The following is a 21,372-nucleotide window of genomic DNA, read 5'->3' as shown; positions in this document are numbered from 1 at the left end:
GCGGGGCTGCTCAGCAGCCCTGACATCACCCATGCCGCACCCTTCTGCGCTGGCAATCTTCGGGATGTAAGACCCGCCCATCCTGGCCACGGACCTGCAATATTTCAAGCGCCTGCCCCGTCACGCCGTCCACCAGTTCCGAACGCGCTTCTCCCGCCTCGAACAGAAACCGCTCCCCCCACTGCCTCAAACCAACCACCACTGGAAACACCGACCGCCCTTTATCGGTCAGCACATATTCTTTATAGGCACTGCCATCCGACGCCGGCTGTGTCATCAGCAACCCACTTTCCACCAACAGCTTTAGCCGCGAGGTGAGGATGTTCTTCGCCAACCCCAGGTTCTTCTGAAATTCACTGAAACGCCGTAGGCCGTCGAAGGCATCACGCAGGATCATCAGCGCCCAACGGTCACCCAGTACCTCCAGAGCCCGGGCTACGGGGCACTGCGCATTGTTTTCATCGAGCATGGGGCAAGCCTGTCTTGATTATCTGGTTGCAGATTAAAACCACATTTGCTAAATAGCCAGCGTGTGGTTTCAAATTGAAACCAGATTCCAGAGGTTTGCCCGATGACACCTTCGCTGACACGCTGGATAACCCTGTTGCTTGCCACCACCAGCGCAATGGCGGTGGCGACGGTGTACTTCGCTCAACCGCTGCTTGAGTCGATGGCTGCTGAGTTGGGAGTGGCGCAGCAGCAGATTGGCTGGGTAGTCGGCGCGACCCAGGCGGGCTACGCCCTGGGGCTGCTACTGATTGTGCCGCTCGGGGACTTGGTCGACCGTAAACGCTTGTTGCTTGGCCAGTTGCTGTTCGCGGCGCTTGCGCTGGTCGGCGTTGGCATGGCGCCGAACTGGGCAATATTGCTGCTGGCTCTGGCGATCACCGGGTTGATGGCAGTCATGGTGCAGGTGATGGTGGCTCATGCTGCGAGCCTGGCCTCACCTGGCCAGCAAGGGCAGGCGGTAGGCACCGTCACCAGTGGTGTGGTGCTGGGTATTCTGCTGGCACGGCTGGCTTCGGGCGGGCTGGCCGACCTGGCCGGTTGGCGGAGTGTGTACCTGGCTTCCGCAGGGCTGTTGATGTTGCTGGCGCTGGTGCTGTGGCGCAGTCTGCCCGGCGGGCAGCCGATGGGGATCCGGCCGAGTTACCGGGCGCTGATCGTGGCCCAGTTCAGCTTGTATCGGCACGACCGGTTGCTGCGCCAGCGCGGTGTGTTCGGTGTGTTGATCTTCGCCGCATTCAGCGTGCTGTGGAGTGCCATGGTCATGCCACTCAGCGCTGCGCCGCTGACACTGAGCCATACCGAGATCGGCCTGTTTGGCCTGGCAGGTGTGGCGGGCACGCTGGCGGCTTCGCATGCTGGTCGTCTGGCTGACCTTGGGCGCGGTGAGTGTACGACCGGAGTGTCGTTGGCCCTGCTGACGCTATCGTGGCTGCCAACAGCGTTCGTCGAACATTCTTTGCTGGCCTTCGTGCTGGGTGTGCTGATGCTGGACTTTGCCGTGCAGGCAGTGCATGTCACCAACCAGAGCCTGTTGCTGGCCGGACGTGGTGCGATGGCTAGCCGTTTGATCGGCGCCTACATGTGTTGCTATTCGCTGGGCAGCGGTTTGGGGGCGGTGTTGGCGAGCTGGGTGTTTGCACACTGGGGCTGGGTTGCGGTGTGTGGGCTTGGCATGGGCATCAGTGCCGCCGCACTGTGCTACTGGCTATGGCTGCAACGCGCGAGGGCGGCCGAGGCCGCCCTGCAATGTTCAGGTCAGAACTTGTAGCCAAGACCGACCATGTATACCCACGGGTCGACGTCGACGTCGACCTTGGTCTTGCTGTAGCCAAGGGCGGTCGGGCCGTTGACGCTGGCCTTGGTGTCGATGTCGACGTACCAGACCGAGGCGTTTACCAGCAGGTTGTCGGTCAGCATGTAGTCCATGCCCAGTTGGCCGGCGATACCTACCGAATCCTGCAGCTTGAGGTTGCTGAAGCCTTGTTCCTTGCGTGCGCTGCTCAAGTCTTCGTCAAAGAACAGGGTGTAGTTGATACCGACGCCAGCGTACGGCTGGAAGCGCGAATTTGGCTCCATTGGGTAGTACTGCAGCGACAGCGTTGGCGGCAGTTGCTTGATGTCCGCCAGCTTGCCGTCCAGCCCGCCGCCCAGACCTTTTACGCCGACGGTGTGCTTGAACGGGGTAGCTGCCAGCAGCTCCAGGCCGATGTGGTCGGTGAGCATGTAGGCAAAGGTCAGGCCCAACTGGGTATCGCTGTCCAGGGTCGCCTTGGTGCCCGACACCTTGTTGCCGTCGAACTTGAGGTCGCCGCTGCTCTCGTTCGGGGCGGTGGTGATGGCGCCTGCGCGCAGGATCATGTCCCCCGCCTGATAGGCGTGGGCGGCAGGGGCGGCGAGCGCAAGGGCCACAAGCGAGGCACCCAGCAAGGACTTGTTCATGGAAGCTCCCAAAGGACGTTATTAATCGAGTAGTCCAATGGTACGGAGCTGGTTAAACGGAAAGTTTGACCCAGCTCAACGAAGCGTCTTCACGAATTCGAAACAGTTCTCATCTCAGCTCATAAGCGTAGATTTTCTCGGCTTCCATCTGGTAGCCGGCGTCGGCCAGCTCGCTGCTGGAAGCTTTGACCTGCATCTTTCCCTCTATCCAGTAGGGCTGGTAGAGGTCTTCGACGCGCACGCCCATCTCGCTGAAAATATGCACGATCTGGTTCGGCGGTGGCGGCGGCACGTGGATGCACGCGCCATAGTAAGGGACCAGCAGGAATTCGGTGGTGCGGCCTTCTTCGCTGACCTCCAGTGGCACGATGTAGCCGGGAAGTTTGACCTGTTGGCCGTCGAGGCTTTTTACCACTGGCGCGTCGGGCGCCTGCTGGCGCGCGGGAGGTGCGGACTCGGCAGACAGCGCGTTGCTGAGCTGTGACATGTCGTGCAGCGGCGCCAGTTGTGGCGGGATGACCGGGGCACCTTCAGGGATCAGTGCGGGCCAGTCCAGCTCCTTGGGTTCGGCGGCCCATAGAGGCATCGCTACCAGCAACAGCAAGGCCAGCAGCATGTGCATTGCCGGCCTCTTCGCGGGCATGCCCGCTCCCACAGGTACTGCACAAGCTCCAAAGCCTGCGGGGCTCCCTGTGGGAGCGGGCGTGCCCGCGAAGCAGGCGGTGAGGTGTTTGATCATTACGCGCACTCAGAGGTGTATGGACAGGCCGTCAGCCAGCGATTGCCGGTAAGCCCGCCACGCCGGCACGCTGCCCATCAGCAACGCGGCCCCCAGGATGATAGCCAGCAAGGTCCATTCATGGGTACTCGGCAGAGCCAGTGGCAAGTACAAACCATAGTTGGCCTGCACATATCCCTGTGCCAGGGCGATACCCGCATATAGCAAGCCAAGCCCGGCCACGATCCCGACCGAGGCCAGTGACAGTGCTTCCAGTACCAGCAACCCCGCAATATGCCAAGGCCGGGCCCCGACCGAACGCAAGATCGCCATTTCCCGGCGGCGTTCGTTGAGGCTGGTGAGAATCGCCGTGAGCATGCCGATCAAACCGGTCAGCACCACGAATAGCGACACCACGAACAATGCCTGTTCCGCAGTGCCCATCAGGCTCCACAGTTCCTGCAGGGCGACCCCAGGTAGGATCGCCAGCAACGGCTCGCTGCGGTACTCGTTGATCTCTCGCTGCAAACTGAAGGTTGCGATCTTGCTGTTCAGGCCAAGCATGAACGCAGTGATGGCGGCAGGTTGCAGGTCCATGGTACGGGCCTGTTCGGCGCTGATGCGCCCGGCGCCACGGGCGGGTACGCCGTTGTGCCAGTCGATATGGATCGCCTCCATTCCGCCCAGGCTGATATGCAGGGTGCGGTCGACGGGGGTGCCGGTGCGCTTGAGTACGCCGACCACGGTAAACGGCTTGTCGTCGTGCTTGACCAGACTGATTGCGGCCACGCCGTGGGCCAGCACCAGCTTGTCACCCAGCTTGTAGTGCAATGCCTCGGCCACTTCAGCGCCGAGCACTACCTCGAACGGGTCGTTGGCAAACTCACGCCCCTGGCTCAGTTGCAGATGCTGGCGGCGGCCGTACTGATAATGGCTGAAGTAATCCGTGGTGGTGCCCATCACTCTGTAGCCGCGGTGCGAGTCGCCCAGCGAGATCGGGATTGCCCACTTCACCCGTGGGTCCTGTGCATAGTGCTGGAAGCTGTCCCAGCGGATGTTATTGGTCGCGTTGCCAATGCGGAACACCGAATACAGCAGCAGGTTCACCGAGCCGGAGCGTGCACCGACTATCAGGTCGGTGCCGCTGATGGTGCTGGCGAAGCTGGCACGGGCTTCGGTACGGACCCGCTCAACAGCCAGCAGCAGGCACACCGACAGGGCAATGGCAAAGGCGGTCAGAAACGCAGTGAATCGGCGGTTGGCCAGGCTGGCCAAGGCAAGGCGGAGCAGGTACATCAGGCCTCCCGGGGCTTGGCGGCGCGGTTCAGTTCGGCAAGCGACAGGTGGCGGTCGAACAGCGGCGCCAGGCTCTGGTCGTGGCTGACGAACAGCAGGCTGGCACCGGCGGCGCGGCACTCATCGAACAGCAGGCGGATGAATGCTTCGCGCGTGTCCGCATCCAGTGCCGAGGTCGGTTCGTCGGCGATCACCAGTTCAGGCTGGCCGATCAGTGCACGGGCGGCGGCGACCCGCTGCTGCTGGCCGATCGACAGGCTGTCGGCGCGGCGGGCGAGCATGGCAGGGTCGCCCAGGCCCAGGTGGGTCAGCAGCGTGCTGGCCGCCTGGTCAACACTGCCATGGCGCTGCTCGGCGCGTGCCTTGCGGCTGCGCGAGAAGCGGCAGGGCAGTTCGACGTTTTCACGTACCGAGAGGAACGGCAGCAGGTTGAACTGCTGGAAGATATACCCTGTGTGATCGACCCGAAAGCGGTCGCGGGCGCCCTGGCTCAGGCTGCCGAGGTCCTGACCGAGCAACTGGATGCGGCCCTGGACCGGCACGTTCACCCCGCCCAGCAGGCCCAGCAAGGTCGTCTTGCCACTGCCGCTGGGGCCCTTGAGGAACAGTGCTTCACCAGCGTCCAGGCGCAATGCCGGAATATCCAGCAGCGGCGGGTGACCTGGCCAGGCGAACACCAGGTCATGCAGATCGATCAACGGCTGGTTCATTCAGAAGGCGACCGCTGCCTTGGTTGGCGTGGTTTCCACGCCTTTCTGGCCATTGGGGCCGATCAGTTGCACGTTGATTTTCTGGGTGGCGGGGAAGGCCTTGAACAGCGGCGCCAGGTCCAGCTGTGTGAGTTTGTCGGGGTTGGCGCAAGTCAGCTGATAGTGGGCGCCGATGTCGCTGTGCTGATGGTCGTGTTCATGTTCGTGCTCGTCACCATCGTCGTCGGCCTTCGCTGCGTCACCGAACAGAGGGCTTTCCAGCGCCTGCTGCTCTTCCTTGCAGTCCGCGGCAGCAGAAAGGCCGAACAGCTTCAGGGGTTGTTCAAGCTGCTGGCGCACAGCGGCGACTTTGGCCTTGTCGGCATCGCTGCTGGCGGCATGCTCGAAGCCGACCAGGTTCATTGCCGGGCTGTCCAGCTCCAGTTCCAGGGTATTGCCATCGAGTACTGCGTTGAGCTTGGCTACGCCATGCTCGTGGGCGCCGAGGGAGCCGTGGGCGTGGTCATGATCATGGTCATCGTGAGCATGGGCCACGGCCAGTGGCAGCAAAGCGAAGGGCAGGGCGAGCAGCAGGCGACGCATGGACGACTCCGGAGCGGGCTGAAAGATCGGGTTATGTTATAACAAGATTTCGGCGCGCCGCCAGCCTGCGTGGCGCATCTTTCATGTTGCGGTAGCATGGCTGCATTGACGTGGGTTCAAGGAATGCATCATGAGAATTCGTGGACAGATTGGTGACTGGCCGGTGGACCTGACCATCGAGCTTACGCCTGAAGAGTGGGCGCAACTGGGGCGACAGACCGAGGTGCCGGTGGTAGCCCAGGCTGCGGCGACCGCTGCGGTGGCCGGGCCGCGCCAAAATGACGCTCAGTGGGCTGCGGCGCGTGATGTGTTGCGTCTGGCAGGACAGATGAGCGGGCCGGAATTGCTGGACCGCCTGGAAGGGCTGGCAGGGAGTACGGCGGCGGGCAAGCGGCTGCTGGTGCGCTTGCGGCACAGCAGTGAGGTCAAGGTGGAGAGTGGCGTGGATGCGCCCGTTTATCACTGGGTAGGGTGAGCGCTGTCTTGCTTGAAAATTGAAACGCCTGCGCGGTCACCCGTAGGAGCGGGTTTACCCGCGAACACCGGCAGAGCCGGTGCCATCCACTGTGTTGGTTCCTTCGCGGGCATGCCCGCTCCAACAGGTCCAGCGCAGGCTTCAAGGTCACTCAGAACATCGCCGCCGACAGCTTGCGACGATAAACACCAACCAGCGGGTGATCGCCACCCAGCAACTCGAACACCTGCAACAGCGCCTTCTGCGGCAGCCCGTTCTCGTAGCCACGGTTACGCTGGAACAGCTTCAGCAGACCTTCCAGCGCCGCCTCGTACTGCTGGCGAGCCAGTTGCTGAATGCTCAGCTGATAAGCCGCCTCGTCGTCTTGCGGGTTCTGCGCCAGACGGCTTTTAAGGTCAGCCACTTCCGGCAGGCTGGCAGCCTGGCGCAGGAAGGTCAGCTGGGCCTTGGCACCGGCCAGCGCAGCTTTGTGTTCGTCAGTCTTGACTGCATCCAGCACCACTTGCGCTTCGCCCAGCTCGCCACGCTCGGCCAGGCAGCGGGCATACAGGATCAGCGCCTCGGCATTGCTGTTGTCCTCACCCAGCAGCGCCTGTAGCAGCGTTTCGGTTTCGGCAAAACGGCTTTCGGCAAACAGTGCCTTTGCCTGCTCCAGTGGCGCGGCGGTGGGCGCGGCGGGCATTTGTACATGCGGCTCGAGCATGGCGCGGATCGCCGATTCCGGTTGTGCCCCGGCAAAACCGTCCACCGGCTGGCCGTCCTTGAACAGCACCACTGTCGGCAGGCTACGGATGCCGAACTGGGCAACCACCTGTTGCTCCACGTCGCAGTTGATCTTGGCCAGCAGCAGTTCGCCCTGGTAACCCTCGGCAATCTTTGCCAGCAAAGGCATCAGCGCCTTGCACGGCGCGCACCACTCGGCCCAGAAGTCCACCAGCACCGGCTTGTGGAAGGAGTTCTCGATCACCAGTTGCTGGAAGTTGGTATCGGTGGCGTCGAAAATGTAAGGCGTGTCTTGGGTCATCGCGACTCTCGCAAACTCGTGTATGGCTCCACTATAAGGTGTCGCGGCTGGCGTGGTACAGGCTGACCCGGCGGAATTCGTGTGGCTCGGCCAGGTCCGGCAGGGTCAGTGCTTCGAGCACGCCCAATTGCTGGTACAACGGGTGGCTAAAGTCGCGTACCCGCGAGTCGGCCACCAAGGCCTGCCGACCGCGGCTCAGGAAGGCATCCAGCAGCGGCAGGTTGGCGCGGTCGTACAGCACATCGGCAACCAGGATCAGGTCGAAACGGTCTTCCTCGGCAAAAAAATCGCTGCTGTAGCTTAGTGTCACCCCGTTCAGTGCTGCATTCGCACGGCAGGCAGCGAGGGCCAGCGGGTCGAGGTCGCAGGCCACCACTTCCCGTGCACCGGCGCGTGCAGCAGCAATGCCGGCGATACCAGAGCCGGCGCCAAAGTCCAGCACGCGCTTGCCTGCCACCCATTCCGGGCGTTCGGCCAGGTAGCGGGCCATTGCCAGCCCACTGGCCCAGCAGAAGCTCCAATAGGGAGGTTCTTCAAGAATGCGCTGGGTTTCTTCGCTGCTGAAGGCGCGATCCATGTTCTGATCGTCGATCAGCCATAGCTTCAGGTCACAGTCGGGCAGTTCGCTGACGATCAGGCGTGCTTCGCCGATCAGGCCGCTGAGGGCCTGTTGCAGGGCCAGCGGCATCACTTAAGGCGCCTTTTCGAAACGCAGCGGGCCGGTGGCCTGGGTTTGTGCCTGGGTAATGCGCACCGGGGGCAGGTGCATGATCAGCTGGCCGGAGTTGCTGGCGCGGCCACGCAGTTCGACCCGGGCACCGGGCGGGAAGGCTTCGGGGTTGAAACGCAGGTGGTAGGGCAGCGCCTGGCCGGTACCGGTCAGGTTGCTGCTGGCCAGCAGGCGCTGCGGGCGGTCGCGTTCGTCGATCACCAGCAAGGCCAGTTCCACCTCGGCACCCGCCGGGATTTCCAGCAAGGTGCCGCTCAGCTCGCGCTGGTAGGCCGGCAACGGGCCCGGTACTTCGGCCTTGGCCGAGGGGGCTGGCGCGGGCGCCGGGTTGTCGGTCTTTGGCCTGTCGCTGCCGCAGGCGGCAAGCAAAGCGGCGCAGCACAGCACGACGAGCGCTCGGTAGTGCATGGGGGAGTCCTTCACGGGCATATTTCCCATGGATGTTAACCCCTTTGGCTTGTCTTGCCAGTGCAATGCGCTACCATGGCCCTCCCTTTTTTTGTTGCCTGCCACCATGCACTGTCCCTTTTGCGGTGCCAACGACACCAAGGTCATCGACTCTCGCCTCGTCGCCGAGGGCGAGCAGGTGCGCCGCCGCCGTGAATGCGTGGCCTGCGGCGAGCGCTTCACCACCTTCGAAACCGCCGAGCTGGTGCTGCCCCGGCTGATCAAGCAGGACGGCACGCGCCAGCCCTTCGACGAAGAAAAGCTGCGCGCTGGCATGCAACGGGCCCTGGAAAAGCGTCCGGTCAGCGTCGAGCGCCTGGAAGCTGCGCTGGCGCACATCAAGAGCCGGCTGCGTGCCACGGGCGAGCGCGAAGTCAAATCGCTGGTGGTCGGTGAAATGGTCATGGCCGAGTTGCGCAAACTCGATGAAGTGGCCTATATCCGCTTTGCCTCGGTGTACCGGCGCTTCCAGGACCTCGACGAGTTCCGCGAAGAAATCGACCGCCTGGCCCGTGAGCCAGCTAAAGAGTGAACATGCCCAGCCAAGCCGCCATCCTTGACGCCCACTACATGGCCCGTGCGCTGGAGCTGGCGCGTAAAGGCCTGTACACCACCCACCCGAACCCGCGCGTAGGCTGCGTGATCGTGCGTGATGGCGAAGTGGTTGGCGAAGGCTGGCACGTGCGCGCCGGCGAGCCCCATGCCGAAGTGCATGCCCTGCGTCAGGCCGGTGAACTTGCCCGGGGTGCTTGTGCCTATGTCACCCTGGAACCATGCAGCCACCATGGCCGTACGCCGCCGTGTGCCGAAGCGCTGGTCAAGGCCGGTGTGGCGCGTGTAGTCGCAGCCATGCAGGACCCTAACCCGCAAGTGGCGGGACAGGGCCTGCGGCGCCTGGCCGAAGCCGGAATCGAAGTGGCCAGCGGGGTGCTCGAAGCCGAGGCCCGCGCCCTCAACCCAGGCTTCCTCAAGCGTATGGAGCACGGCCTGCCGTTCGTTCGCGCCAAGCTGGCCATGAGCCTGGACGGCCGCACCGCCATGGCCAGTGGTGAAAGCCAGTGGATCACCGGCCCGGCCGCCCGCTCAGCCGTGCAGCGCTTGCGCGCCCGCTCCAGCGTGGTGCTGACCAGCGCCGCCAGCGTGCTGGCAGACAACGCACGCATGACCGTGCGTGGTGCCGAGCTGGGCCTGGATGCCGAAACTACTGCCCTGGCTCTTAGCCGCACACCCTTGCGGGTGCTGGTCGATGGCCGTCTGCGCCTGCCCCTGGCGGCGCCGTTCTTCCAGGCCGGCCCGGCTCTGGTGGTGACTGCTGTCGCAGATGACCCGCGCTATGCCGCTGCCGGCCACGAATTGCTCAGCTTGCCGGGCGACAATGGCCAGGTCGACCTGGGGGCGCTGCTTCACGCCCTGGCCGCCCGCGGCGTCAACGAAATCCTGCTGGAAGCCGGTGCCGGCCTGGTCGGTGCCTTCGCACGGCAAGGCCTGGTCGACGAATACCAGCTGTTCGTCGCTGGCACCTTCCTCGGCTCCCAGGCCCGGCCGCTACTGGACTGGCCGATGGACAAGATGAGCGAAGCACCACGGCTGAAAATTACCGAAATGCGCGCAGTGGGCGATGACTGGCGGGTCACGGCCATCCCCCTGCCAGCGCCCGGCGTATAATGCCGGGCTTGCCCCGCGCAAACCGTTTTTGAGGAAGACCCCATGTTCACCGGCATCATCGAATCCATTGGCACCATCCGCAGCCTGACCCCCAAGGGTGGTGACGTGCGCGTCTACGTAGAAACCGGCAAGCTCGACCTGGGGGACGTCAAGCTCGGCGACAGCATCGCCGTCAACGGTGTATGCCTCACGGCCGTAGAACTGCCGGGCGACGGCTTCTGGGCCGATGTCAGCGTCGAAACCCTCAAGCGCACCGCCTTCATCGACCTCAAGAGCGGCAGCAAGGTCAACCTGGAAAAAGCCCTGACCCCCACTACCCGCCTGGGCGGGCACCTGGTCAGCGGCCACGTCGACGGGGTTGGCGAAATCATTTCGCGCAGCGATAACGCCCGCGCCATCCAGTTCCGCGTGCGTGCACCGAAGGAACTGGCCAAGTACATCGCCCACAAGGGTTCGATCACCGTCGACGGCACCAGCCTGACGGTCAATGAGGTCAATGGCGCCGAATTCGAGCTGACCATTGTCCCGCACACTCTGTCCGAAACCATCATGGCCGATTACCGTGCAGGGCGTCGGGTAAACCTTGAGGTCGACCTGCTGGCCCGTTACCTGGAGCGCTTGCTGCTGGGTGACAAGGCCGCCGAACCGAGCAAGGGCAGTGGCATTACCGAAAGCTTCCTGGCCGCCAATGGCTTCTTGAAATCCTGATTGAGAAGGGGGTGCCGCGTGGCGCTCAACAGCATCGAAGAACTGGTCGAAGACATCCGCCAGGGCAAAATGGTCATCCTGATGGATGACGAAGATCGCGAGAACGAAGGCGACATCATCATGGCGGCCGAATGCTGCCAGCCGGAGCACATCAACTTCATGGCCAAGCACGCCCGTGGCCTGATCTGCATGCCGATGACCCGCGAGCGTTGCGAAACGCTGAAGCTGCCGTTGATGGCGCCGCGCAACGGCTCGGGCTTCGGCACCAAGTTCACCGTGTCGATCGAGGCCGCCGAGGGCGTCACCACCGGTATTTCCGCCGCCGACCGCGCACGCACTGTGCAGGCTGCTGCTGCCAAGGACGCCAAGGCCGAAGACATTGTCAGCCCTGGTCACATCTTCCCGCTGATGGCCCAGCCAGGCGGTACGCTGGCGCGTGCCGGCCACACCGAAGCCGCCTGTGACCTGGCGCGCATGGCCGGTTTCGAGCCAAGCGGCGTGATCTGCGAAGTGATGAACGACGACGGCACCATGTCGCGCCGCGCCGAACTGGAAGTGTTCGCCGCCGAGCACGGCCTGAAGATCGGCACCATTGCCGACCTGATCCACTACCGCATGATCCACGAGCGCACCGTGCAGCGTGTTTCCGAGCAATCGGTGGAGAGCGAGCTGGGTGAGTTCAACCTGGTCACCTACCGTGATGCGGTCGAAGGCGACGTGCACATGGCCTTGACCCTGGGCAAGATCTGCGCGGAAGAACCGACCCTGGTGCGCGTGCACAACATGGACCCGCTGCGCGACCTGCTGCTGGTCAAGCAGCCAGGCCGCTGGAGCCTGCGCGCGGCCATGGCCGCAGTGGCCGAGGCCGGCAGTGGTGTGGTGTTGCTGCTGGGGCACCCGCTGGACGGCGACGTGCTGCTGGCGCACATCCGCGAAAGCGCGGGCGATGCGCCGGCCAAGGCACCGACCACCTACAGCACTGTGGGTGCCGGTTCGCAGATCCTGCGTGACCTCGGTGTGCGCAAGATGCGCCTGATGAGTTCGCCGATGAAGTTCAACGCGATATCCGGATTCGATCTGGAAGTTGTAGAATACGTGCCCTCCGAGTGACTTGAGGCGGCATTGACGCCCTCTGCTCGAGTCCAGACCCCTGTCGAGGCCGCTTGTATGCGGCCTCGCTCTTGAAGATGAGAATATCGGAATGACCCTGAAGACCATCGAAGGTACCTTCATCGCCCCCAAAGGTCGCTATGCTTTGGTGGTTGGCCGCTTCAACAGCTTCGTTGTCGAAAGCCTGGTAAGCGGTGCCGTTGATGCCCTGGTACGCCACGGTGTCAGCGAAAGCGACATCACCATCATCCGTGCCCCGGGTGCATTCGAGATCCCGCTGGTGGCACAGAAGGTCGCCCAGCAAGGCGCCTACGACGCGATCATCGCCCTGGGCGCCGTGATCCGTGGCGGTACCCCGCACTTCGAATACGTGGCGGGCGAGTGCACCAAGGGCCTGGCCCAGGTGTCCATGGAGTTCGGTGTTCCGGTGGCCTTCGGCGTACTGACCGTCGACTCCATCGAGCAAGCCATCGAGCGTTCTGGCACCAAAGCCGGTAACAAAGGTGCTGAAGCTGCCCTGTCCGCACTGGAAATGGTCAGCCTGCTGGCGCAGTTGGAGGCCAAGTGATTAGCGACGAAAGCGATCGTTTCAACCCGCGCGATCCAAAACCTGCGGATGCCGGCAAGCCCTCCAAGAGCGCCAAGCGCCGCGAAGCCCGCAAGCTCGCGACCCAGGCCCTCTACCAGTGGCACATGGCCCAGCATTCGCTGAACGAGATCGAAGCGCAATTCCGGGTGGATAACGATTTCACCGATGTCGACGGTGCCTATTTCCGCGAGATCCTGCATGGGGTCCCGGCAATCAAGGGCGAAATCGACAAAGCGCTGGTGCCTTGCATGACCATCGCACTGGAAGAGCTCGACCCAGTCGAGCTGGCTGTGCTGCGCCTGTCCACCTGGGAGCTGATCAAACGCGTCGACGTGCCTTACCGCGTCGTGATCAACGAAGGTGTGGAACTGGCCAAGGTCTTCGGCGCCACTGACGGCCACAAGTTCGTCAACGGCGTACTGGACAAGCTCGCACCTGCGCTGCGTGAAGCAGAAGTCAAGGCGAACAAGCGCTGATCCTGGCGCTGCCTGGCCATGGGTGAGTTCGAGCTGATCAACCATTACTTCGCCGCAGCGCCCTGTGCGCAGGGCGGCGAGGGCGTGGCGCTGGGTATCGGCGACGACTGCGCCCTGCTGGACCTTCCCCCCGGTGAGCAACTGGCGGTGTCGACCGACACCCTGGTCGCCGGGGTGCACTTTCCTGCTGTTTGCGATCCGTTGCTGCTTGGCCAGCGTTCGTTGGCTGTGGCGGCCAGTGACCTGGCAGCCATGGGCGCGACTGCAATCGGCTTCACCCTCGCACTGACCCTGCCTGACGTTGGCCCTGACTGGCTGGCGGCCTATGCCGACGGCCTTGGTCGCATGGCCCACCGTTGCCGCATGAGCCTGATCGGTGGTGACACCACGCGCGGCCCGTTGAGCATCACCGTGACCGTGTTCGGCCGCGTGCCGGCTGGCCAGGCCTTGCGCCGCAGCGGTGCAAGGCCGGGTGATCTGTTGTGTGTCGGTGGTTCGCTGGGCAAGGCCGCCGGTGCCTTGCCGCTGGTGCTGGGTGAGCGCGAGGCGCCTGCCGCGCAGGCCGAGCCGCTGCTGGCTCATTACTGGTCACCGATGCCGCAGCTCACCCTCGGGGCTCTGCTGCGTGGCAAGGCCACTGCGGCCCTGGACATTTCCGATGGCCTGCTCGCTGACTGCGGGCATATCGCCAAGGCCTCCGGCGTGGCGCTGGAGGTGAACCTGGCGCAGGTGCCAGTGTCTCCTGCCTTAGAGGCATTCCTCGGGCGCGAAGCGGCGTTGCAGGCAGCACTCACCGGTGGCGACGACTATGTACTGGCCTTCACCTTGCCGCCCGAAGCGCTGGCGCCCCTGGCTGGCCTCGGTTGCATCGAGGTACATATCATTGGTCGTGTGCTCGAAGGGCAGGGTGTGACCTTGCGCGACTCACAGGGCCAGGACATAACCCCCGTCCAGCGGGGCTATCAACACTTTAGGGAGAGACCGTGACCGATCACCCCAACCAGGTGCCTGCGGAGTTCGTTCCGCCTTCGGTCTGGCGCAATCCGTGGCACTTCATCGCCTTTGGCTTCGGTTCCGGCACTCTGCCCAAGGCCCCGGGTACCTGGGGCTCGCTGGTCGCCATACCGTTCATCCCCTTGTGGCAGCTGCTGCCCGACTGGGGCTACTGGTTGTTACTCGGCGTGAGCATGCTGTTTGGCTTCTGGTTGTGCGGCAAAGTTGCCAATGATTTGCGCGTACACGACCATGAAGGCATTGTCTGGGACGAGATTGTCGGCATGTGGATCACCCTCTGGCTGGTGCCGGAGGGCTGGCAGTGGCTGTTGGCAGGGTTCCTGATGTTCCGCTTCTTCGACATCCTCAAACCGTGGCCGATTCGCTGGATCGACCGCCATGTGCACGGGGGCGTCGGCATCATGCTCGACGATATCCTGGCCGGTGTGTTTGCCTGGCTGGGCATGCAGGTTCTGGTGTGGGCGGTTGCCTGAAACAGGGAGTGCGTGAATGGCCTTAAGGACTGTACTGCTGGCAATGCTGCTGAGTATTGCCCCGTGGGTGACGGCTGCCGAGGGCATGCCGAAACAGATCCATCTGGTTAGCGAGGAGTGGCTCGACTACACCAACGCCGACGGTACCGGGGTGGCCTGGGATGTGCTGCGCAAAGTGTTCGAGCCGGCCGGAGTCAAGGTGGTTACCCAGAGCGCGCCCTACAGCCGGGCGGTTGGCCTGGTCAAGCGCGGCGAGGCTGATGCCTGGGTTGGCTCGTACAAGGAAGAGAACGACGACAACCTGTACCCGCGCTGGCACTTCGACATGGACCATATCTATGCCCTGGGGCTGGCCAGCAAACCTGTGCCTACCCTAGAGACCATCGGCAAGTACCGGTTGGCCTGGGTGCGTGGTTACGATTACGGCAGCTACTTGCCCAATGTGCGCGAATTCCGCGAAATCCAGCGTCGCGAGGGCATTCTGCCGATGCTCGAACATGACCGGGTGGACTACTACATCGACGCACTGACCGAGGTCGACTACGTGCTCGGGCAAACCTCTCACCCGGAGCGTTTCCGCCGTACCCATGTGGCCGAGTTGCCGTTGTACCTGGCCTTTGCCCGTAACGACCAGGCCAAGGCTCTGTGCGAGCTGTTCGACAAGCGCATGAAGGAGCTGATACGTAGCGGCGAACTGAAGCCGATTTTCGAGCACTGGAAACAGCCCTATCCGTTCAGCGCGGACAGTCACCCACACTGAAGCCGAATACACCAAGGTATATCGCGGCCCTCTTGGGCTGCGGGCTTGGGGTTGAGCGATGGCTTTTAATAAGTATCGAACTTTTCGATCTTAAGCCACTGTATACAGCCAGCCCACATTCCCCAACCTGCTGATACAATCGGCCCACGAGAAATTTCCTACTTACTCCAGGAGCACAACGTGCCCGTCGTCTTTGTTGCCGCCTCAAAACTCCCGACGCCCTTCGCGACCTTCACCATGCATGGCTTTCTCGACGAAGCCACAGGCCGTGAGCATGTGGTGCTCAGCCTGGGTGATATCGCGGACGGCCAGCCGGTACTGGGGCGCCTGCATTCCGAGTGCCTGACCGGCGATGCACTGTTCAGCCAGCGCTGTGACTGCGGCTCGCAGTTGGAAGCCGCGCTGCAGGCCATCGCCCGCGAAGGCCGTGGGGTGTTGTTGTACCTGCGTCAGGAAGGCCGTGGCATCGGCCTGCTGAACAAGATCCGCGCCTACGAGCTGCAGGATGGCGGCGCCGACACCGTCGAAGCCAACGAGCGCCTGGGCTTCGCTGCCGACCAGCGTGACTACGCCATATGCCTGCCGATGCTCGAGCACCTGGGCGTCAAGTCGCTGCGCCTGATGACCAACAATCCGCGCAAGGTCAAAGCCCTGACCGACATGAACATCGTGGTTGCCGAGCGTGTGCCGCTGCACACCGGGCATAACCCGCACAACCGCTACTACCTGGCGACCAAGGCCGGCAAGTTGGGCCACATGCTGGGCAACGAACACCAGGGCGAGGTGCCCCAGGCGTGACCCGCGCCGAGGTCAAGCGGCGCCTGGCGCTGGCCTGGTGGCAGTACCTGGCGGTGGGCCTGATGCCGCTGCCAGTCATGGCTTGGGCCTTTGGGGGCGGTGATGAACTGATCCCGGTGTTGGCCATGCCACTGTTCATCGCCGGTGCGGCCACCATGTTCCTCAGCCTGCCGCGTTTCGGTGCCTACAAGCGCGCACTTATTGCCACCTCAAAGGTGCTCGGTACGGGCGAAGAAGCCACTGCCTGGATCGAACTGGCGCGGGTGCGGCGCATGGCCATGCTATATGCCTGCTTCCCGGCTTGGGTCGCCGCATTGTCGGTGCTGGTCGGCCTGGAGGCAGTGCCGCAGATCCTCCTCGCAGTGTCTACCGTTGTAGTGCTGTACCTCTATCGCATTCCGCGCCAGCTGGGTTGATGCGACTGCTACCTGGCCTGCTGGCGTTGTTCGCCTGCACCGTACTGGCTGCAGAACCGCTACGTGTCGTCAGTCTGGCCCCCTCGATGAGCGAGATCATGCTTGAGCTGCAGGCCGACGACCTGCTGGTGGGCGTGCTCGATGGCGGCGAACGGCCGGCTGCACTGCGCCACTTGCCTTCGGTCGGGCGCCAAGGGCAACTGGACATGGAGCGCCTGCTCAGCCTGCGCCCCGACCTGTTGCTGCTGTGGCCAGGCAGTGTGCCGCCGGCCCAGCGCGACCAACTCAAGCGCCTGGGTATCGCCACCTTCAGCGCCGAACCCCATGACATCAGCCAGCTGATCGAGCAGATCGAGGCCATTGCCGAGCGTGTCGGGCGTGCCAAGCAGGGTCATTCATACGCGCGAGCCCTGCGTGAGCGGCTGCAGCAGCTGCGCCAGCAGTATCGGCGTGACGAACCCTTGCAGGTGTTTTATCAAGTCTGGGATCGGCCGTTGTACACGCTCGGTGGCCGCCAGGTGGTGACCGACGCCCTGGCCGTGTGCGGGGCGCGCAATGTGTTCGCCGACCTTGGCCAGCCGGCGCCACAGGTGAATGTAGAGTCCGTGCTGCTGCGTAATCCGCAGGTCATCCTGGCCGCTGATGAGGCGCAACTGGCCAGCTGGAAGGCCTGGCCGCAGATTCGGGCGGTGGCTGATGGGCGTCTGCTGGTGGTGCCGGACAAAGGGCTGGAGCGCCCCAGCGGGCAGATGATCGAAGCCACCGCCCGCTTGTGTGCGTTGCTGGACGCTAAAGCGCCGGTGTCCAGGTGATGCTCAAGAGCACAGTGCGGCCCTCTTCGCGGTAAGGGTGATACGCACCCTCATAGCTGTAAAGGGCGCGGCTGTAGCTGCGGTCCAGCAGGTTATCGAGCTTGGCTTCGAGTTTCAGTTCGTCGCTAGCCGCCCAACTGCTGCGCAAACCCAGCAGACCATAGCCACCGATGCGGTTGCGGTTGGCCTCATCGTCATAACTGCTGCTGACCGCCTGCCAGCTGGCACCCACGCTGAAACGCCCGAACTCTCGGTCCAGGTCCAGGCTCAAGGTGCGGCGGGCGCGGCGGGCGAGAGTGTGGCCAGTGTCGCGGTCGCGTGGGTCGATCAGCGCCAGGCCAAGCTGGCTGTGCCAGGCGCCCCACTGCTGCGCCAGCGCCATTTCCACACCATTGATTCGTGCCGCGGCGACGTTACGGGGTATCGAGTCCTGGCCAAAGATGATCGCGTCGCGCAGGTCGGTGCGGTACAGCGAAGTCTCCAGCCGACTCTCTGCAGTCAGCTGGCTGCGCCATTGCAGCTCGTAGCTTCTGGAGTGCTCTGGGTCCAGGTTCGGGTTGCTGAACTGTGGGTAATACAGGTCGTTGAACGTTGGCGCGCGGAAGCCTTCGCTGTAGGACAGCAGCACATCGTTGTTCGCGTTCAGCGGTACGGTCAGGCTGCCGCTCCAGGTGGTCTGGCCACCAAACTGCTGGTTGCGGTCATGGCGCACCCCCAGCTCAGTGGAAAACTGCTCGCCCCGGTAGCGGTGCTGGGCGAACACGGCACGGTTCCAGCGGCTGTCCTCAGTGAAGTCGGTAGTGCCGTGTACGCGGTCTTCGTACCAGTCGCCACCGATCAGTACGGTGTTGCGTTCGCCGAGGGCCAGGTCGTTCTGCCAGGTAGCCTGATCGCGATAGGTGTTGAACACGAAGCGCTCAGCGCTGAGCTTGTCGCGTTTGTCGTCCCGGTTCTCGCTATGTGCCAGTTCAAGGCGTGAGTGCCAGTTTTCGGTGACCTGAACGTCAACGTAGCTGCCCAGGCTGCTGACGCTGAAGTCGGTGTAGGGTTGTTGACCGAAGCTCTCGAAGGTGACGGGGTCGAAGCCGCCGAACGGGTTGTCGTACTCGCTGCGACCACGGCTGTCGAGCAGGTTCAAGCCGGCCTCGAAGCGCTCACTGAAGGTGTGGCTCAGGCTTAGGTTCAACGCCTTGTTGCGGTAGGCGTCGTGGTCACCATCGCTGGCGAAGGATGGCCCGGTCGAGTCGATACCGGCAGTTTCATCCAGGCTGGCGCCAAGGTTGAAGCGGGTCGAGTCGTTGCCGCCAGAAAGCCCCAGGCTGCGTTGGAATGTCTGGTTGCTGCCGGCGGCCATGCGCAGGCGTGGCTGCAGGCCGGGGCCATTGCTGCGTCGGGTGAAGATCTGGATCACCCCGCCAATGGCATCGCTTCCGTATACCGCTGAGCGCGAGCCGCGCAGGACTTCGATGCGCTCGATCTGGTCGATGTCCAGAAACTGCAGGCCGCTGTCGCCCGAAGTGGCATTGGCGATGCGCACGCCATCGACCAGCACCAGGCTTTGCGCGGCTTTGGTGCCTCGGATAAAGATGCCCGGCAGGCTGCCACGGCCACCGGTAGGTGCCACTTGCACGCCCGGCACGCGGGAGAGCAAGTCGGTGACGCTGGAGGGTTGCAGGCGGTCGATGTCGGTGCGGGTGAAAACCGTGTTGGCTGCACTGGTGGCGGTACGCGATTCGACCTGGCGGCTGGCGCTGATCAGCACGTCGGGGAGTTTGAGGGCGTCGTCGCGCTCAGCGGCCAGAAGGAATGTAGGGGCACAGAGAATCGTGGTACAGGCTAATTTTTTCATGGGCAGTTCCAAAGGGTTTCCACAGCACTGTGCTGTCCCCGTAGGAGCGGGTTTACCCGCGAAAGGGCCGGGCCTGCTGGCCATTTCTCACCAGTCGTTCACCGTTGCCGCCGCTACCGTATTCGCGGGTAAACCCGCTCCTACAGTGGGCACACGTCGGTGATCGGGCGCAGGCCGTCGTAGGAGCGGGTTCACCCGCGAAAGGGCCGGGCCTGCTGGCCAATTTTCACCAGTCGCTCACCGTTGCCGCCGCTACCTTATTCGCGGGTAAACCCGCTCCTACAGTGGGCACACGTCGGTGATCGGGCGCAGGCCGTCGTAGGAGCGGGTTCACCCGCGAAAGGGCCCTAGAGCCCGAGCCTGGCCATGCGGGCCTTCACCGAAGCCTCGATCCCGGCCGCATCCAGCCCGCACTCAGCCAGCATTTGCGCAGGCTTGGCATGCTCGACATAGATATCCGGCAGCCCCAGGTGCAGAAGCGGCTTGAGCACTGCCTGGCTGGCAAGGAACTCACCCACCGCAGCGCCCGCGCCACCCATGATGGCGTTCTCTTCGATGGTTACCAGCAGCTCATGGCTGCCTGCCAGCTCTAGCACCAGCGCCTCGTCCAGCGGCTTGACGAAGCGCATGTCGACCACCGTGGCGTTGATCTGTTCGGCCACTTGCATGGCCTCGGCCAGTTGTACGCCGAACACCAGCAGGGCCACTTTTTCGCCCTGGCGGCGGACCACGCCCTTGCCGATCTCCAGTGGTTGCAGGTCTCCGCTGATCGGCGCATTCGGGCCGGTACCACGCGGGTACCGTACAGCGGCCGGGCCGTTGTACAGGTGGCCGGTGCTGAGCATCTTGCGCAGTTCGTTCTCGTCGCTGGGGGTCATCACCAGCATGCCCGGGATGCAGCGCAGGTACGACAGGTCGTAGCTGCCGGCGTGGGTCGGGCCGTCCTCGCCGACCAGGCCGGCGCGATCGATGGCGAACAGCACGTCGAGGTTCTGCACCGCCACGTCGTGGATCAGCTGGTCGTAGGCACGCTGCAGGAAGGTGGAGTAGATCGCCACCACCGGCTTGCTGCCCTCGCAGGCCATGCCGGCCGCCAAGGTCACGGCATGCTGCTCTGCGATCGCAACGTCAAAGTAGCGCTCAGGGTAGCGCTCGCTGAAGTCGACCAGGTCCGAGCCTTCCTTCATTGCCGGGGTAATGCCCACCAGGCGGTTGTCGGCGGCGGCCATGTCGCACAGCCACTGGCCGAACACCGCGGAGTATTTCGGGCCGCTGGCTTTCTTCGGCGCGGCGGGCTTGTCGGCCGGCTCCAGCTTGGTGATGGCGTGGTAGCCGATCGGGTCAATCTCGGCAGGGGCGAAGCCTTTGCCCTTCTTGGTCACCACATGCAGGAACTGCGGGCCTTTCAGGTCACGCATGTTGCGCAGGGTGGCGATCATGGTGGGCAGGTCGTGGCCGTCGATCGGGCCGATGTAGTTCCAGCCCAGCTCTTCGAACAGCGTGCCTGGCACCAGCATGCCCTTGGCGTATTCCTCGGTGCGACGGGCAATTTCCCAGGCGCCTGGCAACCGCGACAGCACTTTCTTGCTGCCTTCGCGCATGCTCGCGTAGGTGCGGCTGGAGAGGATCTTGGCCAGGTAGTTGGACAGGCCGCCGACATTGCGCGAAATCGACATGTCGTTGTCGTTGAGGATCACCAGCATGTCGGCATTGACTTCCTGGGCGTGGTTCAACGCCTCGAATGCCATGCCGGCGGTCAGCGCGCCATCACCGATCACCGCGATCGACTTGCGTGCGCTGTTCTGCAAGCGGGCAGCAATGGCCATGCCCAGCGCGGCGCTGATCGAGGTGCTGGAGTGGCCAACGCCAAAGGTGTCGTACTCGCTTTCGCTGCGGCGCGGGAAGGCCGCGATACCGTCCTTCTGGCGCAGGCTGAGCATGCGGTTACGGCGCCCGGTGAGGATCTTGTGCGGGTAGGCCTGGTGCCCCACGTCCCACACCAACCGGTCGTCCGGGGTGTCGAACACGTAGTGCAGGGCGATGGTCAGCTCGATGACGCCCAGACCGGCACCAAAATGCCCACCGGTCTGCCCAACGGTGTAGAGCAATTCCTGGCGCAGTTCGTCGGCCAGCGTTTCCAGGTCGGCTTCGGCCAACCGGCGCAGGCCGGCAGGCGTGTCAGCGCGGTCGAGCAACGGCGTGACCGGGCGTTCGCGGGGGATCTCTTGAAACGTCGTGGGCATCAGGCGAGTCGTTATAGGTGTGTGAAGAC

Annotated in this window: 25 protein-coding genes; 14 read left to right on the top strand and 11 right to left on the bottom strand. The window is 63.7% G+C overall.

Going from position 1 to position 21,372, the window contains the following annotated elements:
* Positions 1-25: 25 nt before the first annotated feature.
* The gene (locus ACF8O8_RS04875; protein WP_010951791.1) at positions 26-469 is read right to left on the bottom strand and encodes a helix-turn-helix domain-containing protein; all 444 of its coding nucleotides are present in this window, start codon (positions 467-469) and stop codon (positions 26-28) included.
* Between the two features lie 102 nt (positions 470-571).
* Here ACF8O8_RS04875 and ACF8O8_RS04870 point away from each other — a divergent pair, with 102 nt between their 5' ends.
* On the top strand, positions 572-1,777 hold the full coding sequence (locus tag ACF8O8_RS04870; RefSeq protein WP_392509323.1) for an MFS transporter: 1,206 nt from the start codon (positions 572-574) through the stop codon (positions 1,775-1,777).
* On the opposite strand, the gene ACF8O8_RS04865 is transcribed toward ACF8O8_RS04870, so the two are convergent.
* The 5 genes from ACF8O8_RS04865 to ACF8O8_RS04845 form a co-directional block, all read right to left on the bottom strand.
* A complete protein-coding gene (locus tag ACF8O8_RS04865) occupies positions 1,765-2,448 on the bottom strand; it encodes an OmpW family protein (protein ID WP_010951793.1) in 684 nt (227 codons plus the stop codon). The genes ACF8O8_RS04870 and ACF8O8_RS04865 overlap by 13 nt on opposite strands.
* A gap of 109 nt (positions 2,449-2,557) precedes the next feature.
* Entirely contained in the window at positions 2,558-3,070 is a 513-nt protein-coding gene (locus ACF8O8_RS04860; RefSeq protein ID WP_020191397.1) for a DUF3299 domain-containing protein, read from the bottom strand.
* Between the two features lie 126 nt (positions 3,071-3,196).
* A complete protein-coding gene (locus ACF8O8_RS04855; RefSeq protein ID WP_010951795.1) occupies positions 3,197-4,462 on the bottom strand; it encodes an FtsX-like permease family protein in 1,266 nt (421 codons plus the stop codon).
* Positions 4,462-5,172: an ABC transporter ATP-binding protein gene (locus ACF8O8_RS04850; protein ID WP_010951796.1), complete on the bottom strand. Its 711-nt coding sequence runs from the start codon at positions 5,170-5,172 to the stop codon at positions 4,462-4,464. Before ACF8O8_RS04850 ends, ACF8O8_RS04855 begins: the two co-directional genes overlap by 1 nt.
* Positions 5,173-5,754 carry a DUF2796 domain-containing protein gene (locus ACF8O8_RS04845; RefSeq protein WP_392509322.1) on the bottom strand — a complete coding sequence of 194 codons (582 nt, stop codon included), beginning with the start codon at positions 5,752-5,754 and terminating at the stop codon, positions 5,173-5,175.
* A 130-nt stretch (positions 5,755-5,884) separates the two neighbouring features.
* On the opposite strand from ACF8O8_RS04845, the gene ACF8O8_RS04840 reads away from it, so the two are divergent.
* The gene (locus ACF8O8_RS04840) at positions 5,885-6,229 is read left to right on the top strand and encodes a hypothetical protein (RefSeq protein WP_010951798.1); all 345 of its coding nucleotides are present in this window, start codon (positions 5,885-5,887) and stop codon (positions 6,227-6,229) included.
* Between the two features lie 151 nt (positions 6,230-6,380).
* Here ACF8O8_RS04840 and trxA read toward each other — a convergent pair whose 3' ends face one another.
* The 3 genes from trxA to ACF8O8_RS04825 are packed head-to-tail and all read right to left on the bottom strand — an operon-like array spanning position 6,381 to position 8,391.
* Positions 6,381-7,253: a thioredoxin gene (gene trxA, locus ACF8O8_RS04835; RefSeq protein ID WP_010951799.1), complete on the bottom strand. Its 873-nt coding sequence runs from the start codon at positions 7,251-7,253 to the stop codon at positions 6,381-6,383.
* A 31-nt stretch (positions 7,254-7,284) separates the two neighbouring features.
* Entirely contained in the window at positions 7,285-7,941 is a 657-nt protein-coding gene (locus tag ACF8O8_RS04830; RefSeq protein ID WP_392509321.1) for a class I SAM-dependent methyltransferase, read from the bottom strand.
* A gap of 3 nt (positions 7,942-7,944) precedes the next feature.
* The gene (locus ACF8O8_RS04825; protein ID WP_020191400.1) at positions 7,945-8,391 is read right to left on the bottom strand and encodes a YbaY family lipoprotein; all 447 of its coding nucleotides are present in this window, start codon (positions 8,389-8,391) and stop codon (positions 7,945-7,947) included.
* 106 nt (positions 8,392-8,497) lie between these two features.
* Here ACF8O8_RS04825 and nrdR point away from each other — a divergent pair, with 106 nt between their 5' ends.
* From nrdR to ACF8O8_RS04765, 12 genes are all read left to right on the top strand, one after another.
* Positions 8,498-8,962, top strand: a complete 465-nt coding sequence (gene nrdR / locus ACF8O8_RS04820) for a transcriptional regulator NrdR (protein ID WP_003255402.1) — start codon at positions 8,498-8,500, stop codon at positions 8,960-8,962.
* Between the two features lie 2 nt (positions 8,963-8,964).
* Positions 8,965-10,095: a bifunctional diaminohydroxyphosphoribosylaminopyrimidine deaminase/5-amino-6-(5-phosphoribosylamino)uracil reductase RibD gene (gene ribD / locus ACF8O8_RS04815; protein ID WP_049588007.1), complete on the top strand. Its 1,131-nt coding sequence runs from the start codon at positions 8,965-8,967 to the stop codon at positions 10,093-10,095.
* 42 nt (positions 10,096-10,137) lie between these two features.
* Positions 10,138-10,803 (top strand): riboflavin synthase, encoded by a 666-nt coding sequence (locus ACF8O8_RS04810; RefSeq protein ID WP_003255399.1) that lies wholly within the window; start codon positions 10,138-10,140, stop codon positions 10,801-10,803.
* A gap of 18 nt (positions 10,804-10,821) precedes the next feature.
* Positions 10,822-11,913, top strand: coding sequence for a bifunctional 3,4-dihydroxy-2-butanone-4-phosphate synthase/GTP cyclohydrolase II (gene ribBA, locus ACF8O8_RS04805; RefSeq protein WP_003255398.1), 1,092 nt, complete (start codon positions 10,822-10,824; stop codon positions 11,911-11,913).
* A gap of 91 nt (positions 11,914-12,004) precedes the next feature.
* Positions 12,005-12,481, top strand: a complete 477-nt coding sequence (gene ribE / locus ACF8O8_RS04800; protein WP_003255395.1) for a 6,7-dimethyl-8-ribityllumazine synthase — start codon at positions 12,005-12,007, stop codon at positions 12,479-12,481.
* Positions 12,478-12,978, top strand: coding sequence for a transcription antitermination factor NusB (nusB, locus tag ACF8O8_RS04795; protein WP_003255393.1), 501 nt, complete (start codon positions 12,478-12,480; stop codon positions 12,976-12,978). The genes ribE and nusB overlap by 4 nt, the downstream gene beginning before the upstream one ends.
* Before the next feature lie 18 nt (positions 12,979-12,996).
* Positions 12,997-13,965, top strand: a complete 969-nt coding sequence (gene thiL, locus ACF8O8_RS04790; RefSeq protein WP_010951802.1) for a thiamine-phosphate kinase — start codon at positions 12,997-12,999, stop codon at positions 13,963-13,965.
* Positions 13,962-14,465 (top strand): phosphatidylglycerophosphatase A, encoded by a 504-nt coding sequence (locus tag ACF8O8_RS04785; RefSeq protein ID WP_010951803.1) that lies wholly within the window; start codon positions 13,962-13,964, stop codon positions 14,463-14,465. Before thiL ends, ACF8O8_RS04785 begins: the two co-directional genes overlap by 4 nt.
* Before the next feature lie 16 nt (positions 14,466-14,481).
* Entirely contained in the window at positions 14,482-15,225 is a 744-nt protein-coding gene (locus ACF8O8_RS04780) for an ABC transporter substrate-binding protein (protein WP_010951804.1), read from the top strand.
* A 180-nt stretch (positions 15,226-15,405) separates the two neighbouring features.
* Positions 15,406-16,023 (top strand): GTP cyclohydrolase II, encoded by a 618-nt coding sequence (ribA, locus tag ACF8O8_RS04775; protein ID WP_003255389.1) that lies wholly within the window; start codon positions 15,406-15,408, stop codon positions 16,021-16,023.
* Positions 16,020-16,439, top strand: coding sequence for an MFS transporter (locus tag ACF8O8_RS04770; protein WP_392509320.1), 420 nt, complete (start codon positions 16,020-16,022; stop codon positions 16,437-16,439). The genes ribA and ACF8O8_RS04770 overlap by 4 nt, the downstream gene beginning before the upstream one ends.
* Positions 16,439-17,251 carry a cobalamin-binding protein gene (locus ACF8O8_RS04765; protein WP_010951806.1) on the top strand — a complete coding sequence of 271 codons (813 nt, stop codon included), beginning with the start codon at positions 16,439-16,441 and terminating at the stop codon, positions 17,249-17,251. Before ACF8O8_RS04770 ends, ACF8O8_RS04765 begins: the two co-directional genes overlap by 1 nt.
* Here ACF8O8_RS04765 and ACF8O8_RS04760 read toward each other — a convergent pair.
* Both ACF8O8_RS04760 and dxs read right to left on the bottom strand, forming a co-directional pair.
* Positions 17,229-19,100, bottom strand: coding sequence for a TonB-dependent receptor domain-containing protein (locus tag ACF8O8_RS04760; protein WP_392509319.1), 1,872 nt, complete (start codon positions 19,098-19,100; stop codon positions 17,229-17,231). The two genes, ACF8O8_RS04765 and ACF8O8_RS04760, sit on opposite strands and share 23 nt — an antisense overlap.
* Before the next feature lie 347 nt (positions 19,101-19,447).
* Complete coding sequence (dxs, locus tag ACF8O8_RS04755) at positions 19,448-21,343, bottom strand: 1-deoxy-D-xylulose-5-phosphate synthase (protein WP_010951809.1); 1,896 nt, start codon at positions 21,341-21,343, stop codon at positions 19,448-19,450.
* Positions 21,344-21,372: the final 29 nt, after the last annotated feature.

The sequence above is a fragment of the Pseudomonas sp. TYF_14 genome, assembly GCF_043105275.1.
In the GTDB taxonomy this organism is placed as follows: Bacteria; Pseudomonadota; Gammaproteobacteria; order Pseudomonadales; family Pseudomonadaceae; genus Aquipseudomonas; species Aquipseudomonas alloputida.
This window is presented reverse-complemented; position numbering and strand designations above follow the sequence as displayed.

Coding starts and splice junctions, on each gene's coding strand:
- ACF8O8_RS04830 (WP_392509321.1), bottom strand. CDS start 7,941: ATGCCGCTGGCCCTGCAACAGGCCCTCAGCGGCCTGATCGGCGAAGCA.
- ribE (WP_003255395.1), top strand. CDS start 12,005: ATGACCCTGAAGACCATCGAAGGTACCTTCATCGCCCCCAAAGGTCGC.
- ACF8O8_RS04780 (WP_010951804.1), top strand. CDS start 14,482: ATGGCCTTAAGGACTGTACTGCTGGCAATGCTGCTGAGTATTGCCCCG.
- dxs (WP_010951809.1), bottom strand. CDS start 21,343: ATGCCCACGACGTTTCAAGAGATCCCCCGCGAACGCCCGGTCACGCCG.
- thiL (WP_010951802.1), top strand. CDS start 12,997: ATGGGTGAGTTCGAGCTGATCAACCATTACTTCGCCGCAGCGCCCTGT.
- ACF8O8_RS04875 (WP_010951791.1), bottom strand. CDS start 469: ATGCTCGATGAAAACAATGCGCAGTGCCCCGTAGCCCGGGCTCTGGAG.
- ACF8O8_RS04810 (WP_003255399.1), top strand. CDS start 10,138: ATGTTCACCGGCATCATCGAATCCATTGGCACCATCCGCAGCCTGACC.
- ACF8O8_RS04870 (WP_392509323.1), top strand. CDS start 572: ATGACACCTTCGCTGACACGCTGGATAACCCTGTTGCTTGCCACCACC.
- ACF8O8_RS04845 (WP_392509322.1), bottom strand. CDS start 5,754: ATGCGTCGCCTGCTGCTCGCCCTGCCCTTCGCTTTGCTGCCACTGGCC.
- ACF8O8_RS04825 (WP_020191400.1), bottom strand. CDS start 8,391: ATGCACTACCGAGCGCTCGTCGTGCTGTGCTGCGCCGCTTTGCTTGCC.
- ACF8O8_RS04850 (WP_010951796.1), bottom strand. CDS start 5,172: ATGAACCAGCCGTTGATCGATCTGCATGACCTGGTGTTCGCCTGGCCA.
- ACF8O8_RS04865 (WP_010951793.1), bottom strand. CDS start 2,448: ATGAACAAGTCCTTGCTGGGTGCCTCGCTTGTGGCCCTTGCGCTCGCC.
- ACF8O8_RS04765 (WP_010951806.1), top strand. CDS start 16,439: ATGCGACTGCTACCTGGCCTGCTGGCGTTGTTCGCCTGCACCGTACTG.
- ACF8O8_RS04760 (WP_392509319.1), bottom strand. CDS start 19,100: ATGAAAAAATTAGCCTGTACCACGATTCTCTGTGCCCCTACATTCCTT.
- ACF8O8_RS04840 (WP_010951798.1), top strand. CDS start 5,885: ATGAGAATTCGTGGACAGATTGGTGACTGGCCGGTGGACCTGACCATC.
- nrdR (WP_003255402.1), top strand. CDS start 8,498: ATGCACTGTCCCTTTTGCGGTGCCAACGACACCAAGGTCATCGACTCT.
- trxA (WP_010951799.1), bottom strand. CDS start 7,253: ATGACCCAAGACACGCCTTACATTTTCGACGCCACCGATACCAACTTC.
- ribD (WP_049588007.1), top strand. CDS start 8,965: ATGCCCAGCCAAGCCGCCATCCTTGACGCCCACTACATGGCCCGTGCG.
- ACF8O8_RS04855 (WP_010951795.1), bottom strand. CDS start 4,462: ATGTACCTGCTCCGCCTTGCCTTGGCCAGCCTGGCCAACCGCCGATTC.
- ACF8O8_RS04860 (WP_020191397.1), bottom strand. CDS start 3,070: ATGCACATGCTGCTGGCCTTGCTGTTGCTGGTAGCGATGCCTCTATGG.